Annotated in this window: 14 protein-coding genes; 6 read left to right on the top strand and 8 right to left on the bottom strand. The window is 67.6% G+C overall.

Annotation, left to right across the window (positions count from 1 at the left end; genetic code table 11):
• Positions 1–2: 2 nt before the first annotated feature.
• Genes KVT32_RS06650 through ccmI form a run of 3 tightly spaced genes read left to right on the top strand, consistent with a single transcriptional unit; the run spans position 3 to position 2,397 of the window.
• Complete coding sequence (locus KVT32_RS06650; protein WP_217617864.1) at positions 3–524, top strand: DsbE family thiol:disulfide interchange protein; 522 nt, start codon at positions 3–5, stop codon at positions 522–524.
• Complete coding sequence (locus KVT32_RS06645) at positions 521–1,066, top strand: cytochrome c-type biogenesis protein (RefSeq protein ID WP_217617863.1); 546 nt, start codon at positions 521–523, stop codon at positions 1,064–1,066. Before KVT32_RS06650 ends, KVT32_RS06645 begins: the two co-directional genes overlap by 4 nt.
• On the top strand, positions 1,063–2,397 hold the full coding sequence (gene ccmI, locus KVT32_RS06640) for a c-type cytochrome biogenesis protein CcmI (protein WP_175156741.1): 1,335 nt from the start codon (positions 1,063–1,065) through the stop codon (positions 2,395–2,397). The genes KVT32_RS06645 and ccmI overlap by 4 nt, the downstream gene beginning before the upstream one ends.
• A 37-nt stretch (positions 2,398–2,434) precedes the next feature.
• On the opposite strand, the gene KVT32_RS06635 is transcribed toward ccmI, so the two are convergent.
• From KVT32_RS06635 to KVT32_RS06620, 4 genes are all read right to left on the bottom strand, one after another.
• Complete coding sequence (locus KVT32_RS06635; RefSeq protein WP_371825570.1) at positions 2,435–5,635, bottom strand: tetrathionate reductase subunit A; 3,201 nt, start codon at positions 5,633–5,635, stop codon at positions 2,435–2,437.
• Between the two features lie 37 nt (positions 5,636–5,672).
• The gene (nrfD, locus tag KVT32_RS06630; protein ID WP_152384036.1) at positions 5,673–6,707 is read right to left on the bottom strand and encodes an NrfD/PsrC family molybdoenzyme membrane anchor subunit; all 1,035 of its coding nucleotides are present in this window, start codon (positions 6,705–6,707) and stop codon (positions 5,673–5,675) included.
• 19 nt (positions 6,708–6,726) lie between these two features.
• Positions 6,727–7,500, bottom strand: coding sequence for a sulfate reduction electron transfer complex DsrMKJOP subunit DsrO (gene dsrO, locus KVT32_RS06625; RefSeq protein ID WP_056316165.1), 774 nt, complete (start codon positions 7,498–7,500; stop codon positions 6,727–6,729).
• A gap of 74 nt (positions 7,501–7,574) precedes the next feature.
• Positions 7,575–8,129, bottom strand: coding sequence for a DNA-deoxyinosine glycosylase (locus tag KVT32_RS06620; protein WP_217617862.1), 555 nt, complete (start codon positions 8,127–8,129; stop codon positions 7,575–7,577).
• Positions 8,130–8,301: 172 nt separating this feature from the next.
• On the opposite strand from KVT32_RS06620, the gene KVT32_RS06615 reads away from it, so the two are divergent.
• Positions 8,302–9,165, top strand: coding sequence for a pirin family protein (locus tag KVT32_RS06615; RefSeq protein WP_152384033.1), 864 nt, complete (start codon positions 8,302–8,304; stop codon positions 9,163–9,165).
• 61 nt (positions 9,166–9,226) lie between these two features.
• On the opposite strand, the gene KVT32_RS06610 is transcribed toward KVT32_RS06615, so the two are convergent.
• Complete coding sequence (locus KVT32_RS06610) at positions 9,227–10,096, bottom strand: LysR family transcriptional regulator (protein WP_152384032.1); 870 nt, start codon at positions 10,094–10,096, stop codon at positions 9,227–9,229.
• 110 nt (positions 10,097–10,206) lie between these two features.
• Between KVT32_RS06610 and KVT32_RS06605 the strand changes: the two genes are divergently transcribed.
• Positions 10,207–11,193: a zinc-dependent alcohol dehydrogenase family protein gene (locus tag KVT32_RS06605; RefSeq protein WP_217617861.1), complete on the top strand. Its 987-nt coding sequence runs from the start codon at positions 10,207–10,209 to the stop codon at positions 11,191–11,193.
• A gap of 66 nt (positions 11,194–11,259) precedes the next feature.
• On the opposite strand, the gene KVT32_RS06600 is transcribed toward KVT32_RS06605, so the two are convergent.
• The 3 genes from KVT32_RS06600 to KVT32_RS06590 are packed head-to-tail and all read right to left on the bottom strand — an operon-like array spanning position 11,260 to position 14,107.
• Positions 11,260–12,468, bottom strand: coding sequence for a GGDEF domain-containing protein (locus KVT32_RS06600; RefSeq protein WP_180100179.1), 1,209 nt, complete (start codon positions 12,466–12,468; stop codon positions 11,260–11,262).
• 53 nt (positions 12,469–12,521) lie between these two features.
• Positions 12,522–13,151, bottom strand: coding sequence for a class I SAM-dependent methyltransferase (locus KVT32_RS06595; RefSeq protein WP_217617928.1), 630 nt, complete (start codon positions 13,149–13,151; stop codon positions 12,522–12,524).
• A 50-nt stretch (positions 13,152–13,201) separates the two neighbouring features.
• Complete coding sequence (locus KVT32_RS06590) at positions 13,202–14,107, bottom strand: LysR family transcriptional regulator (RefSeq protein WP_217617860.1); 906 nt, start codon at positions 14,105–14,107, stop codon at positions 13,202–13,204.
• 107 nt (positions 14,108–14,214) lie between these two features.
• Between KVT32_RS06590 and KVT32_RS06585 the strand changes: the two genes are divergently transcribed.
• Positions 14,215–15,093 (top strand): aldo/keto reductase family oxidoreductase, encoded by an 879-nt coding sequence (locus KVT32_RS06585; protein ID WP_152384028.1) that lies wholly within the window; start codon positions 14,215–14,217, stop codon positions 15,091–15,093.
• Positions 15,094–15,125 lie beyond the last annotated feature (32 nt).

Here is a 15,125-nt window from a genome sequence, read left to right as displayed (position 1 = left end):
GGATGCTGCGCTATCTGCTGCCGCTTGCGATCTTTCTGACGATGGCCGTGTTCCTGGCGAAAGGGCTGTCGCGCGATCCACGCGCGGTGCCGTCCGCGATGATCGACAAACCCGCGCCCGCCATCGGCCTGCCCGACCTGCTGGAGCCCGGCAAGACGCTGGATGTGGAATCCCAGCGCGGCAAGGTGTGGCTGCTGAATGTGTGGGCGTCCTGGTGCGGCCCCTGCAAGGACGAACTGCCCGTGCTGCGCGACGCCGCGCAGCGCCACGGCATTGCGCTTTACGGGCTGAATTACAAGGACAAGCCTGACGAGGCGCGCCAATGGCTGGCGCGCAATGGCAATCCCTACCTGGCCTCCGCCAGCGACGTCGACGGGCGCGTGGGCATCGAGTACGGTGTCTACGGCGTGCCCGAAACCTTCGTGATCGACGGCGACGGCCGCATCCGCTACAAGCACCTGGGCCTCATCACGCCGGAGCTATGGCGCACCCGCCTGCAACCTGTCATCGAGGCGCTGCAATGACCGCCGCGCCTTATCAGCCTTGCCCGCTGCTTCGTCTTTCGCTGCGTCACCTTTCGCTGCGTCACCTTTCGCTGCATCGTCTGCTTCTGCCGCTACTGCTAAGCCTTGTGCTGCTGCCCGCCGCCCTGCTTGCCGCGCCCGCGCCCAATGCCGAGCCCCCCGCCGTGCTGTCGGCCGAACAGGAGCAGCGCGCCGACAAGCTGGCGCATGGATTGCGCTGCCTGGTCTGCCAGAACCAGACCCTGGCCGAATCCAATGCGCCTCTGGCGCAGGACATGCGCAACCTCATTCGCGGCCAGCTTGCCGACGGCAAGACCGACGCGCAGATCATGCGCTTTTTCGAAGACCGCTACGGCGACTTCGTGCGCTACGACCCGCCGTTCAAGCCGGTCACCTGGCTGCTCTGGCTGGGCCCCTTCGCGCTGCTGGCGCTGGGCTTTCTGGTGTTGGTGCGCACACTCAAGCGGCGTGCCGGCGTGCGCGCGCCGCTGACCGCGGACGAACGCGCCCGCGCCGCCCGCTTCCTGGATTCCGGCTCATGACCACGCTCTGGCTCATTGTCCTGGCCCTGCTCTTGGCCACCCTGCTCTGCCTGGTGCCGCCGCTGCTGCGCCGCACGCCGGCCGCGGAGACCGCGTCGGACGCCAGCGTGCGCGCCTTCTACCTTGCGCAGCGCGAACAACTGCGCCGCGATCTCGCCAACGGGGCCCTCACCCCGCAGGCGCACGCCCGCGCCGACGAAGAGCTGCAGCGCGACCTGCTGCAGGATCTGGCGATGCGCCGCGATCCGCGCGCGCGGCTGGGCGGCCAGCGCGCCGGCCTGGCCGCGGCCTGCGTGCTGACGGTGGCCGTTCCGGTGGCCGCAGTGCTGCTGTACGGCCAGCTCGGCAATCCGCGCGCGGCCGCCACCGTCGCCTTGTCGCAGGCGCCCGAGCCGCATGCGCAGGCGGCGGACAACGACATGGCGCTGGCGGTCAACGCGCTGGCCCAGCGCCTGCGCGCCTCACCCGATGACGCCGACGGCTGGTACATGCTGGCGCGTTCCTACGAAACGCTGGGCCGCTACAACGACGCCGTCGCCGCGTATCAGGAAGTGCTGCGGTTAGTGCCCGGCCAACCGGCCGTGCTGGCCGATCTGGCCGACGCGCTGTTGTCGGCACGGCAGGGACAGCCCGACGAGGCCTCCATTGCCGCCGTCGCGCAGGCGCTGCAGGCCGATCCCGACCAGCCCAAGGCCCTGGCGCTGGCCGGCATGATGGCGCTGCGCCGCGGCGACGCCGCCGACGCGCTGACGCACTGGGAACGGCTGCGCGCGCTGCTGCCCCCGGACGCCGAGGCCGCGCGGCAGATCCAGACGAACATCGCCCAGGCTCGCGCCATGGCGGCAAGCGGCACGGCCGGGGGAGCCGCCGCGCCGCCGGCTTCCGGCAATTCCGCATCCACCGCCGCGGGCCAACCGGCGACGGCGCCGGGGCCAACGGCATCCGGCGTGGCGACGCCCTCCCCTTCCGCCGGCGCTTCGACCGCAACCGCCCGGCTCGCCGGCCAGGCGCGGATCGCCGACGCCCTGCGCGATCAGGTCCGCCCGACCGACACCGTTTTCATCCTGGCGCGCCCCATGTCGGGATCGCGCATGCCCGTCGCCATCCTTAAGATGCAGGCCGCGGACCTGCCGCGGGCCTTCGTGCTGGACGACAGCACAGCCATGTCGCCGGACGCCACGCTGTCCAAGGCCGGCAAGGTGCGTGTGGAGATTCGCGTCAGCCGCTCGGGCAACGCCGCCGCCCAGGCCGGAGACCTGAACGGCGTGCTGACGGATGTGGGGCCTCGGGCGGACGGCCTGGCACTGGTGGCCGACACCGTCGTGCCCTGACGCTTACCGCCACGCACGCGGGCCGGCCCCCCAGCCGTCAGACCCGCTCGATCCGGGCAGGCAGGCCTTGCCGCACCGCCGCGCCCGACACCCAATCGATCCAGACGTTGGCGTGCTGGCCCCGCGTCGCGTCGCCAAAACCCAGGTCGTTCAGGTTGACGCCCGCGGCCAGCGCCGGATCATGCGGCATTGGCTTGCCATCGACGACATGGACGCGCGCGCCCAGTTCGGTGTGGCCGTAGCCGTGCTCGATGCCCACCGCGCCCGGCTGCACGCCATCGCGCAGCAACGCCGGCCCTGTCACCGACCCGCCCGGCGTGACGATGCGCACTGTGTCGCCGTTGCGGATGCCCAGCCGTTCGCCGTCCTGCCGGTTGATCGACACCGGGTTGTGCGGATGCACCTGGCGCAGGCGGTTCACCCCAATCGACAACGAGCTCATCAGATTGGACTTGAATGAACTCAGCAGGAACGGCCACTCCTGCCGCGGATACGCATCGCGCATGTCGCGGCCATCCGCCAGCCTGGTCGGATACCAGGTGGGACAGCCGCTGTACCGCTCACCCGTCATCGCATGACGAAAGCCCGCCAGCTCTTCGCTCCACACATGCAGCGGCTTGGCATACGCCACGCGCGTGCGGCGTGTCTGGCCGCCTTCTTGCGTCCAGGCGTCGTCCGTCCGGTCGAATCGCCCGCCGCGGCTCATCAGCATGGCCACCTGCCGCCATTCGGCAGGCTTGAGCTTGGCTTGCAGCAGGTCGCGATAGCGGTCGACGCCGGTCAGCGCCATGTCGTCGTCGCTGGCCGGCGGCACCGGCCGTCCCGCGGCAAACGCGATGTTCGCCATGCCGCGCAGAAAGAAGTCCTCGGGCGTATCCAGCGCGTACTTGGCGCCCTCCTTGTCTGACATCGCGCCCTCGCCGAATCCCGGCATGGCCAGGCGTTTGGCGCACGCGATCAGGAAGGTCTCCAGGCAAACTGGCTCGTTCGTGGCCGTGCGCGCCACGCGCGGCTGCACGGTCGGCCACCGCACCGTCGAGGCTTTGGCCACCACGTCCGCCCACGGCGCCGACACGCCCCAGCTTTCGTACGTGACCGTGTCCGGCACGATGTAATCGGCCAGCGCGTTGGTCTCGTTGATGAAAGGGTTGATCGACACCGCCAGCGGCAGGATGCGCGGGTCCTTCAGCTTTTCCAGCGCCACGTGCTTGAACCCGGCAATCCCGTAGACCGGGTTACTCATGTGATTGAACCAGACCTTGGCACGGTACGGATAGCCCGCCAGCGCCGAAGCCAGCATCTCGGAACTGAGGCCGCCCGTCGCCGGATACCACGGCGCGGCTGCCGGATAGGCAGGCTGGCCCGCGGCCTTTTTGCGCTTGAATTCGCTGGATTTTTCGTACGGAAAGCGGTTGCGCGACAGCGGCACGCCCTTGGGCGTGGCCTTGTTCGCGAAGCCGGCAATGTTGTAGCGCGGCCCCGCGCCGTAAGGCGGAAACGGCCCGGCATCCAGCACCAGTCCGCCTTCCACGTTCAGGTTGCCCACCAGCGTGTTGAGCATGGCGATGGCGTAGGCGGTGTAGAAGCCCGCGCCGCTCATGGTGCCGCCGTGCGCATCGGCCACGGCGCGCTTGCCGTGACTGGTGAAACGCTCGGCGAGGGACGCGATTTTCGCCGCCGGCACGCCGCAGAGCGAGGCGTACTCGTCCAGCGTCTTGCGGCGCGCTTCTTCGCGCAGCAGGTCCAGCGAGGTGCGCACCCGCAGCGCCGCTTGCGGACCCGCCAAGCCCGGCGCGACGACCGGCTCGTCGACAAACAGCGCGGCCGGCGAGGCCGTCGTGTGCGGCGCCAACGTGCCGTCCGCAAGACGCACGACGTAGACGTCCTCCCATTTCTCGTCCGCGTCGGCCGGGCGCGCCCAGCCCATATCGGCGCCACGCAAAAAGGCGCCCAGGCGCGGATGGCCCGGTTCGGCCACCACCAAGTGCGTGGCGTTGGTCCACGCCGCTTCGCCCGCCGCCTTCATGGCGGCGGGGCCCGGCTGCGCCAGCATGCGCGCGTCGAACCGTTCGTTGTCCAGAATCCAGCGGATCAGCCCCATGGCCAGCGCCAGATCGCTAGCCGGATTGACGGGCACCCATTCATTGCCCGATCCCGCCGACAGGCTGGACGAGGCCGGCAGCACGGGCGACACCACCACGTAGCTGAATCCCGATTTCTGCGGGCGCACGCGCGCCTCGGCCAGCTGACGGGCCTGGCGTTGAAAGGGATTGCCCGCCTGCGCCGGCGCCGCGCCAATGAAGAGCCCGAAACGTGCGTTGTCCCAGTCCGGCTTGCCGTGCGGCATGCCCTTCAGGTCGCCCAGCGCCGCGCCCGCCCCCACCCGGAAACTCTGCCCGCAATACGAGCCGTGATTGCTGAAGTTGACGGTGCCGAAGGACTGCCCCGCAAAGCGCTGGATCAGCGGCGTGCGCCCCTCGTTGGAGGCGTCGGTGAACAGGAACTGGTTGACCTTCGCGCCGTATTCGGGATTGTCGGGGTCCAGCGGCGTCTCGCGGTCGTAGATCGCGCGCAAGCCGTCCACGTGGCCTTCGCCAAACAGATCGCCGCCTTCACAGACTTCCTCGACCAGTTGCTCGAAGCTGATCGTCTGCCACTTGCCCTCGCCGCGCTTGCCCACCCGCTTCAAGGGCTGCAGCACGCGATACGGGCTGTCCATCTGCTCCAGCATGGCCGAGCCGCGCGCGCACGAGGTGGCGCGCCCTTCCAGGCCGCTGTCGCCGCCCAGCTGCGCGTAGACCTCGCGCACCGGCGTCTCCATGGCCGCCGGCCGTGTCGTGGCCAGCGGGTGATACGGATTGCCAGCGACGCGCAGGATGCGGTTCTCGGCCGTGTCCACGCGCAACCGCACGCCGCATTGCGTCCAGCAGCCCAGGCAGCTCGACGGGCTGACCGTCTGCCCCGGCTGGGCGCTGAGCGCACCGGTCAGCGGGTCGATGCGGAACTCTGGCGGCAGCGAGTTGCCGCGCACGGCATGCGCCGTCGGCACGCCGGCCGTGCCCTGCGCCAGCCCCTTGACCGCCTTGACCACCGTGTCGCCGTAGCCCGCTGCAAACGCCGCCATGCCGCCGGCCGCGAGGCCGCCGCGCATCATCAGCTTGCGCCGGGCCTCGTCGCGAGGCAGATCCGCGCCATCGTCCGCGGCGCCGGGCTTGTCGTCTTTGTGTTGCTTGTCCATTGCGTTCTTTTCCATGTGCTTTCGTCTCGGCGCGCGCTCAGGCGGCCACGGCGCGTGCGCGCGCGGGGTAGATGTCCAGGGCCCAGGTCACGACGGTGATCAGCGCCACGCACAGCCCCAACACGCCCACCATGCCCAGCAGCCCATCGCTGCCCCAGGGCATGTCGTACAGGTACAGCCCCGCGCCGTACTTGGGCACGCCCTGCACGCTCATGAAGACCACCCAGCGGAAGATCCACGCCGCGCCCAGCATGGTCAGCGCCAGCGCGGCCGACGGCAGGGGCGCGGCCAGCGTGCGTGCCGGCCGCTGCAGCAGCGCGACGATGCAAAAGGCCGTGATGACCGCGCCCGCCAGGCTCAGACGCCAGACCGGAAAGTCCGCGAAAAGCCGCAGCGCCGCCTCGAAAGACGCATCGAGTCCCGAGAGGCCCAGCAGCGCCCACGCCCCCGCGCTCATCGCCATCATCACGACCGCGGTCACGCTCAGCCGGCGCAGCATCGCCACCGGCAGCACGCGCAGTCCGCCGGGCAGCCAGCGGCCCACCAGGAACATCGCGCCCAACGCGCCCAGCCAGGCGGTCAGCGCAAAGTTCACCGGCAGGAACACGGTGTGCCACAAGGGCCGCGAACGCAGCACCATCACCTCGGCGCCGGTGTAGACCAGAATGGACAGCGCCGACAGCGCCAGCGCCGCCGCCACCACCCGCAGCCACCCCATCCGGCCCCACCACCACGCCGCGCAGAACAGCAGCGCCAGTGTCACGAAGACCGGCAGCAGCAATGCCCCCAGCCACATCCAGGACCACGGCGTGATGTGCGCATAGAAGTGCCAGAAGCGGCCGGGCTGGTGCAGGTCGGCCAACAGCGACACCGGCGCGGCGATGGCGCTGACCAGCAGCAACGTCACCGCCGCCGGCAGCAGGCGGCGCGCGTCGGAATCGGCGCGGCCAAACGCCGCGAAGGCGGCGGTCAGCGCGGTGGTGGCGCTGATGCCGATAAGAAAGAAATACTGCACGGCCCAGGGCAGCCAGGCGGCGTCGTAGACCGGCGTGAGCAATTCAGAGATTTGCATGAGTGTCCCCTTCCTTGGCTCAGTGGCCGCCCGCCAGGCGCACGCCGGCCTGGCCGTCGACCTGGTGCACGAACGCATCGGGCAGGCCGATGTAAAAGACGTGGGGATCGGTCTTCATCTCGGGCTTGAGCACCTTGATGTCGGCCTTGTGTTCGGCCAGCAACCGCGAAATGGCGCTGTCCGGATCGTTCATGTCCCCGATCACCCGGGCGCCGCCCACGCAGCTTTCCACGCACGCGGGCAGCAACCCGGCTTCCAGCCGGTGCTCGCAGAACGTGCACTTGTCGGCCGTCTGGGTCTCGTGATTGATGAAGCGCGCATCGTAGGGACAGGCCTGCACGCAGTAACCGCACCCCACGCAGCGCGCGTTGTCGACCAGCACGATGCCGTCTTCGCGCTGGAAGGTCGCCTGCACCGGGCAGACCGGCACACAGGGCGGCTTGTCACAGTGGTTGCACAGGCGCGGCAGCATGACCATCGAACACGGCCCACCCGCGTCGGGCGTGACCTCGTACTGCAGGACGGTGGTGCGGAACTGCCCGATGGGCGGCACGTTCTCCAGCGAACAGCTCACCGTACAGGATTGGCAGCCGATGCATTTGCGCATGTCGACAACCATGCCGTAGCGCTTGCCCGCCATGCCGGGCCGGCGCGGCGGCTGGCCATTGAGCCCGGGCGCGGCGTCGGCGTGGATGGGAATGACAGTGGCCGCGGCGCCCAGGCCGAGCAGCCCTTTCAGAAAGCCACGCTTGCCCGGCAGCGGTGTTTCCGGGGGGCTGGTGGGGGTGTGCATCGTTAAACTCCGAAACGTTTAGGTGTTACGGAAATTAACTTATCACCTGTAGTTATATAGAGCCTTGATAAGCGTCAATTGGGGGACGGAAGCGTCAGCGCCGGTGCCCACGCCGCCAGTTTCTGCGCGAAGCTGGCCGAAGCATGCGCGGGGCTGGTCGAAGGCAGTTCGAAAAACTGGATCGAGGCGGCCGCAGGCAGGTTGGGCAACGCATGCCGCCGGAACATCGCCGCGGCCTTCGCGCCGTTGAAACAGATGCGCGCGATCGAGGGATAGCGGTCCAGGAAGGCGTTGAAATCGTTCGGCACCAGCGTGTCGCCCCGGATATCGGCGTCCAGGCTGCCCGGCCGTTCGCACGCCTGCAGCACATCCCACAGCGCCACGCGGTTCGCCCGCAGTGCCTGCAACCGCTCGTCGTAGCCCAGCCCGGCGTCAAACCCGAAGATCCGCGCCGCCAGCGGCCAGAATGCGTTGCGCGGATGCGCGTAATACTGCGCCTGCCGCAGCGACGCCACGCCCGGCATGGAGCCCAGCACCAGCACGCGCGGGCCGTCCCCCACCACCGGGGCAAATCCCGTAACCACCGCCTCGCGCCGCGCCGCCGCGATGTCGTCCCTGATCTTGTCCATGCCCGGAAGGATACCCGCCGCGACGCTGGCCCGCCCGCCTGGCCCGTATTGATCGTTCGCCACATGGAACGGTGCTTATCAATCACGAGCACTACCGGGAATGCCGATCCGCCCTTATCTTCTTCCCTATGACGAACGGCCCCGAAGGGGCCGCGCAACAGGAAACCTCACCATGAAGAAGATCCTCGGCGTGCACGCCAGCCCCCGTCCCCACTGGGTGGGCGACGGATTTCCGGTGCGCTCCATGTTCTCGTACAACGACAAAGGCCGCGACACCAGCCCGTTCCTGCTGCTGGACTACGCCGGCCCCGCCGAATTCGGTCCGGCCAGCCAGCCCCGCGGCGTCGGCCAGCACCCGCACCGCGGCTTCGAGACCGTGACCATCGTCTACAGCGGCGAAGTCGAACACCGCGACTCCACCGGCAACGGCGGCGTCATCGGCCCCGGCGACGTCCAATGGATGACGGCGGCGTCCGGCATCCTGCACGAGGAATTCCATTCCCACGCCTTCACCCGCACGGGCGGCAAACTGGAAATGGTGCAGCTCTGGGTCAACCTGCCCGCCAAGGACAAGAAGGCGCCGGCCGGCTACCAGGGCATTCTGAACGCAGACATCCCGGTCGTGGACCTGCCCGACGCCGCCGGCACGCTCCGCGTGATCGCAGGCAATTACGCTGGCCAAGCGGGCCCCGCGCGGACCTTTACGCCGATGGACGTGTGGGACGTGAAGCTGGCGGCGGGCAAGACGGCGACCTTCCCCGTTGCCGCGGGCCGCAACAGCATGCTCGTCATGCTGCGCGGCACGGTGCTGGTCAACGGCGAATCCGTCGCGCGGGATGCGCAATTGGCGCTGTTCTCCAAAGAGGGCGAGGACATCACGGTCGAAGCGAATAACGACGCGGTGTTTTTGATCTTGAGCGGGGAGCCGATCGATGAACCCGTGGTCGGGTATGGGCCGTTTGTGATGAACTCGCAAGCGGAAATCGTCGAGGCGATCCAGGACTTCAATGCTGGAAGGTATGGGCAGATGGGGTAAGGGTTGCCGCATCGTGAAGGGCAAAGCCGCGCATTCTTGCGCGGCTTTGCCTCAGCATGCCTCACGAATTCGCGAAGGCATTGATCGTGACGTCCAGAAGTGCGCGCAATCGCGCCACACGGCGCAGATCGCGGTGATAGCCCAGCCAGACATCGCGACCCGGCGGCGCTTGGCCCAACTCGATTCGCCGGATGCCCGGCGTTGCGTCGCCTAGCGGACACGGCAGCACCGCAAACCCTGCTTTCTCGGCACACATGCGGGCTTGAACGCCACGATTGTTGCTGCCGAAAACCACCCTTGCGCGGGGCAACATTTGCTTGACCCATTCGACGTCGGGCATCGATCCGAATGCGCTGTCCATGCTGATGAGCGTATGGCCGTCCCCGTCGCCCGGGGACGGCGGTGCAAGGTCGACGTGCCCGTATAGCGCATAGTCGATGCGCGTCAGCTTGCGCTGGATGACGTCGGATTCCTCAAACGGCGTTATTCGGAACAACAGATCCGCCTCGTGGCGCGCCAGGTTGTACAGGCGCGAATCCGTCAGCAGTTCCAGCGAGATGCCCGGATGCTGCGCCAGAAACCGCGCGAACACCGGCGTAAGCATGTGTATGCCGAACCAGTCCGACGAGGAGACGCGCAGCAGCCCCCGAAGTTGGGATTCCTTGCCGGTCAGCGCGCGGGTGAAGCCCAGCGCTTCTTCCTCCATGCGCTCGGCATAGGCCAGCACGGCCGCGCCGTCATCGGTCAGGACGAAGCCCTCGCTCGTGCGTTGGAACAGCGTGTGCCCAAGCGCTTCTTCAAGCGCACGCAACCTGCGCCCCATGGTGGGTTGGGTCTGCCCCACCTGCTTTGCCGCCGCGCCCAGGGTGCCGCAGCGGGCAATCGCCAGAAAAACGCGAACGTCGCCCCAGTCCAGACGCATCTCATTCATTTTTGTTTGGCCGTTGTGCATAAACGTTGATTTACATGCGTTATAGCATGATCAATCATGACGCATCGGCCCACTCATTCGACGGGCCAGACACCAGAAAGGAGTTGATCATGACCATGCAGGCGCTCGTTCTCAATCGTTATGACGGTCCGCTTGAGTTGACCGAAATCCCGCTGCCGCAGCCGGCCCGCGGCCAAGTACGCGTGCGCATCGCCGCGAGCGGCCTGAATCCGCTGGATACCAAGATTCGCGCGGGCAGCGCCGCACACGCAAAGCATCCGCTGCCACTGGTGCTGGGCATCGACATGGCAGGCGTGGTTGATGCGGTGGGACCCGGCGTGACCACGTTCCGCATCGGTGACGAGGTCTATGGCATGACCGGCGGCGTGGGTGGCATCCAGGGTTCGCTGGCCCAATATGCGGCGGTGGATGCGGATCTGCTTGCCATCAAGCCGGCAAACCTCTCGATGCGTGAAGCGGCGGCGCTGCCCCTTGCGTTTATCACGTCCTATTCGGGCATCGTCGACCGCGCGCACCTGCGGGCCGGTCAGACGGTGCTGGTGCAAGGCGGCGCGGGCGGTGTGGGCCATGTATCGGTGCAACTGGCGCGCGCACTGGGCGCCCACGTCTTTGCCACGGCGGCATTGCGCGATCACGACCTTGTTGCGCGCCTTGGCGCAACGCCCATCGACTACCAGTCACAGACGGTGGAGTCGTATGTGGATTCGTTCACGCAGGGCGCTGGCTTCGATCTCGTCGTTGACACCGTCGGCGGTCCATCGCTCGATGCGGCGTTTACGGCGGTGAAGCACTTTGGGCATGTCGTCAGCGCGTTGGGATGGGGCACGCATGCGTTGGCGCCCCTATCGTTCCGCGAGGCCACGTATTCCGGAATTTTCACCCTGTATCCGCTTCTCACGGGCCTGCATCGCGCCCACCACGGCGACATGCTGCGCGAGGCCACACGGCTGGTTGAAGCGGGCAAGCTCGTGCCCCATCTCGATCCCCGCCGGTTCGACCTGCGCTCCGCAGAAGCCGCCTACGACGCCATCACCCAAGCAACGGCACGCGGCAAAATCGTGGTGGATGTCGCATGAAGCATGATTGAAGGCCGGGCGCCGACGCTTGCCTTGCGGGCGTTGGCGGCGCCGACGGCGAAACCCTTAGAAATTCGCCCCTGCCAACGCCACGCCGGGGGCCGCCCCGTGGCGGGACGCACTCGCCACCTCCACCCGGTTCCGCCCGCCCGCCTTCCCGCGATAGAGCGCCGCATCGGCCTCGCGCAGCGCTTCCTCCAGCGCATCCGCCCCATCAAATCGTGACGACACGCCGATCGTCACGGTGCAGCGCAGCCGCTCGTTCGCGCCGGTGACACGGATCGGCTGGCTCTCGATGCTGGCCCGCAGCCGCTCTGCCAGCACCATCACATCGGCCACGTCCGATTCGAGCAGAATGGCGACAAACTCCTCTCCCCCGATCCGGCCGGTCAGATCCCCCCGGCGCACGCCCGCACGCAGCAACCCCGCCACATGGCAAATCACCTCGTCCCCGGCCTGGTGGCCGTAGGTGTCGTTGATGCGCTTGAAGTGATCGACGTCCAACACCAGTAAATACGCGGGCTTTGCACTGCGCCCATTGAAATACTGGACGAGCGCATCCGAGAGCCCGCGCCTGTTGAGCAGATCCGTCATCGGATCCCGCGCCGCCATATTCCGCAGGCTGTCCGTCAAACGGCGCAGCACCAGCCAGACAATCGACGGCGGCACGATGGTGGCGAGGGTGGACATATAGATGTAGAAAATCATCTGGAAGCGGCTGTCCATGTGCAGCGCATCCAGGCCGCCCTCCATGATTTTCAGGAACTTCAACGCGTTCAGCACGCAGATCCCGCCAATCAGGCACGCGAAGAAGACCATTTCCGCGCGCAAGTCCTTGGCGAAGGTCCGTGTGCCGCATAGCACCGTGACCGACATCGCAAAGAAAAGCAGCGTGGCCGACGCCGCAAGCATGGCGTAGCGGGCTTCCGGGCCCATCTGCCATTGCACCCACCATTGCGCCATGCCGTACACGAGACAGAACGCCAGCAGCGGCTGCCACAAGCGGACCTGATGCCCGAAGAACCGCATGGCGCCCAGCAGATAGGCGATTGGGGCGGCCAGCGTGAGGCAGTGGTTGACGACGCTCATGAGGCTCCACGCGGGGCCGCCTTCGATGAGTTGAAGAATGTAGGCGGCCGCCAGCAGCAGGTTGCCGACGGCAAAGAAGTCCATCCCCATCCTGTTGCCAGGCAGACGACGGCTGATAAGCAGAAACATGCCGGAAAAGCACAGCAGGTGTGCGCACAGCATGCCGACGAGCGTGGAGGCAACCATGAGAGAGACGTCAAGAAAGGAAGCGGATTTCCATCACCGGCGTGAAGCCGGCGCTAATCGCGCCGCCGCCAGACGCTCGCCAGCCACGGCTGCTGCTCGCGCGGCAGCCCATCGGGCCGGTAGTAATGCTCCAGCTCCTCGAACCCGGCGGCCTGCATCAGCGCCCGCCAGCCTTCAAGATCGTGATAGGCGCCATAGCGCCCGCGATTCCAGCCTTCCTGATTGCCGCCTCGCGGATTGGAGCTGAACAACACGCCGCGCGGCCGCAGCGTGGCGCGCAGTTCTTGCAGCACCCGAGGCAGTTCCTGCCCCGGCACATGGAACAGCACGGCGTTGGCGAAGATGCCGTCAAAGCGCGCCGCGGGCAGTTGAAGCTGCAGGAAATCCTGCTCCCAGACCTCGCAACCGCTTGCCGCGCGGGCCATTTGCACAAAACGCGGCGTGCCGTCCAGGCCGACGGGCCGGTGCCCCATCGCCAGGAACGTCTTCAGGTCACGGCCCGGTCCGCACCCGAGATCCAGGATGTCAAAGGGCGGCTCGCCGTCGATGTGATGCAGCAAGGCGGCGATGTTCTGGCTGACGTCGTGATCCTGCGTGCCGGCCTGGAACGAATCGGCGTTCTCTTCGTAATGGGCGAGCGTCAGGGACGTGATTTTGGCGAGGTCTTCGGGATCCAGGTGCATGGGGCGATTGTGCATCAAACAGCGCAGGCCGGCGAGACAGAGCGCGCCATTCAGGAAATCGGCTGCGCCTTGATGAAGTCGATCAGCGCCTTGAGCGGCGAAGGCACCAGCCGGCGGCCGGAGTAATACAGAAACGGTCCCGAGAACTGCGGCCACCAGGGTTCCAGCACGGGTTCCAGCGCGCCGCTTTCGAAGTGCGGGCGCAGCCAGTCTTCGAACAGATACATGACCCCGGCGCCCGCGATGGCCGCATCCACGGCCAGGTCGACCGCGCCGCCGATCTGCACGACCAGCGGACCCGATGCGTCGATGCGCACCCATTCCCCGTCCCGCTCGAACTCCCACGGCGGCATCGACCCGCTGGGAAACCGGCCGCGCAGGCAGGCGTGCTGCATCAGGGCTTCGGGATGGGCGGGCCGTCCGTGCCGGTCCAGGTAGGCGGGCGAAGCGCCGGCCGCAAAGCGCTGCACGCGCGGGCCGATGGGCACGGCGATCATGTCCTGTTCCAGCCGGTCGTCGTAGCGGATGCCAGCGTCGCACCCAGCGGCGAGCACGTCGACGAAGCTTTCCTCGGCCACGACTTCCAGGCGGATGTCGGGATAGGCGGCCAGGAAGGCCGGCACGATGGACGGCAGCACGAGCCGCGCGGCGCTGAGCGGCACATTGAGCCTGAGCGTGCCGGCGGGCTTGTCGCGAAAGACGTTGACGGCGTCCAGCGCGGCCTCCACTTCCGTCAGCGCGGGCGCCAGCCGGGCCAGCAGTTCCTGGCCGGCCTGCGTCAGCGCGACCGAGCGCGTGGTGCGGTTAAAGAGCCGCACCCCTAGTTGCGCCTCAAGGCGGCGCACGGTGTCGCTTAACCGCGAGGCGCTGGTGCCGGCCGTGCGGGCCGCTTCGCGAAAGCCTTGCGCGCGCGCCACCGCAACGAAGGCGTTGAGGTCATCGAGGTCGGTCGCCATTGTTCATTTTTCCGTACAAGCCGTGCGGATTGTATTGGCTTATCAGGCGGCGATGGAAGTTCTATCGTTTGACCCATGCCTCCCTTTCATCGAAAACAGGATCAGACATGACTCAACTTGCAGACAGCGGCACCTACGCGCTCGGCTCGCGCCAGGTTTATCGGCTTGGCTACGGCGCCATGCAGCTTGCCGGCCCCGGCGTCTTCGGGCCGCCCAAGGATCGCGACGCCGCGCTGGCCGTCCTGCGCGAGGCCGTGGCCGCGGGCGTCAACCACATCGACACCAGCGATTTCTACGGCCCGCACATCACCAACCAGCTGATTCGCGAGGCACTGGCCCCCTATTCCGATGACCTGGTGATCGTGACCAAGGTGGGCGCGGTGCGCGGCGACGATGCGTCCTGGAATCCCGCGTTCTCGGCCGAACAGCTGACCCGCGCGGTGCACGACAACCTGCGCAACCTGGGACGGGACGTGCTGGACGTGGTCAACCTGCGCGCCATGTTCGACGTGCATGGTCCGGCGGAAGGCTCCATCGAGGAACCGCTGTCCGTGCTGGCCGGCCTGCAGCAGCAAGGGCTGATCCGGCACATCGGGCTGAGCAACGTGACGCCCGCGCAGGTGGCGCAGGGCCGCGGCATCTGCGAGATCGTGTGCGTGCAGAACCAGTACAACGTCGCGCACCGGGGCGACGACGCGCTGATCGACGACCTGGCGCGCGAAGGCATTCCCTATGTGCCGTTCTTTCCGTTGGGCGGCTTCAGCCCGTTGCAGTCGTCCATCCTGAACGACGCCGCGGCGCGGATCGGCGCGACGCCGATGCAGACGGCGCTGGCCTGGCTGCTGCGCCGATCGCCCAACATCCTGCTGATTCCCGGGACGTCGTCCCCGAAACACCTGCGCGAAAACCTGGCAGCCGCGTCGCTGCAATTGCCGGATGACGTGGCCAAGGGGCTGGACGGGATCGCGGCCAGCAAGACGGCTTAAACCCCCGGGCTGAACCCGCGGGACGCAAAAAA

This window comes from Achromobacter sp. GbtcB20 (assembly GCF_019091095.1).
Taxonomy (GTDB): domain Bacteria; phylum Pseudomonadota; class Gammaproteobacteria; order Burkholderiales; family Burkholderiaceae_B; genus Achromobacter; species Achromobacter mucicolens.
This window is presented reverse-complemented; position numbering and strand designations above follow the sequence as displayed.

Coding starts and splice junctions, on each gene's coding strand:
- KVT32_RS06650 (WP_217617864.1), top strand. CDS start 3: ATGCTGCGCTATCTGCTGCCGCTTGCGATCTTTCTGACGATGGCCGTG.
- KVT32_RS06645 (WP_217617863.1), top strand. CDS start 521: ATGACCGCCGCGCCTTATCAGCCTTGCCCGCTGCTTCGTCTTTCGCTG.
- ccmI (WP_175156741.1), top strand. CDS start 1,063: ATGACCACGCTCTGGCTCATTGTCCTGGCCCTGCTCTTGGCCACCCTG.
- KVT32_RS06635 (WP_371825570.1), bottom strand. CDS start 5,635: ATGGACAAGCAACACAAAGACGACAAGCCCGGCGCCGCGGACGATGGC.
- nrfD (WP_152384036.1), bottom strand. CDS start 6,707: ATGCAAATCTCTGAATTGCTCACGCCGGTCTACGACGCCGCCTGGCTG.
- dsrO (WP_056316165.1), bottom strand. CDS start 7,500: ATGCACACCCCCACCAGCCCCCCGGAAACACCGCTGCCGGGCAAGCGT.
- KVT32_RS06620 (WP_217617862.1), bottom strand. CDS start 8,129: ATGGACAAGATCAGGGACGACATCGCGGCGGCGCGGCGCGAGGCGGTG.
- KVT32_RS06615 (WP_152384033.1), top strand. CDS start 8,302: ATGAAGAAGATCCTCGGCGTGCACGCCAGCCCCCGTCCCCACTGGGTG.
- KVT32_RS06610 (WP_152384032.1), bottom strand. CDS start 10,096: ATGAATGAGATGCGTCTGGACTGGGGCGACGTTCGCGTTTTTCTGGCG.
- KVT32_RS06605 (WP_217617861.1), top strand. CDS start 10,207: ATGACCATGCAGGCGCTCGTTCTCAATCGTTATGACGGTCCGCTTGAG.
- KVT32_RS06600 (WP_180100179.1), bottom strand. CDS start 12,468: ATGGTTGCCTCCACGCTCGTCGGCATGCTGTGCGCACACCTGCTGTGC.
- KVT32_RS06595 (WP_217617928.1), bottom strand. CDS start 13,151: ATGCACCTGGATCCCGAAGACCTCGCCAAAATCACGTCCCTGACGCTC.
- KVT32_RS06590 (WP_217617860.1), bottom strand. CDS start 14,107: ATGGCGACCGACCTCGATGACCTCAACGCCTTCGTTGCGGTGGCGCGC.
- KVT32_RS06585 (WP_152384028.1), top strand. CDS start 14,215: ATGACTCAACTTGCAGACAGCGGCACCTACGCGCTCGGCTCGCGCCAG.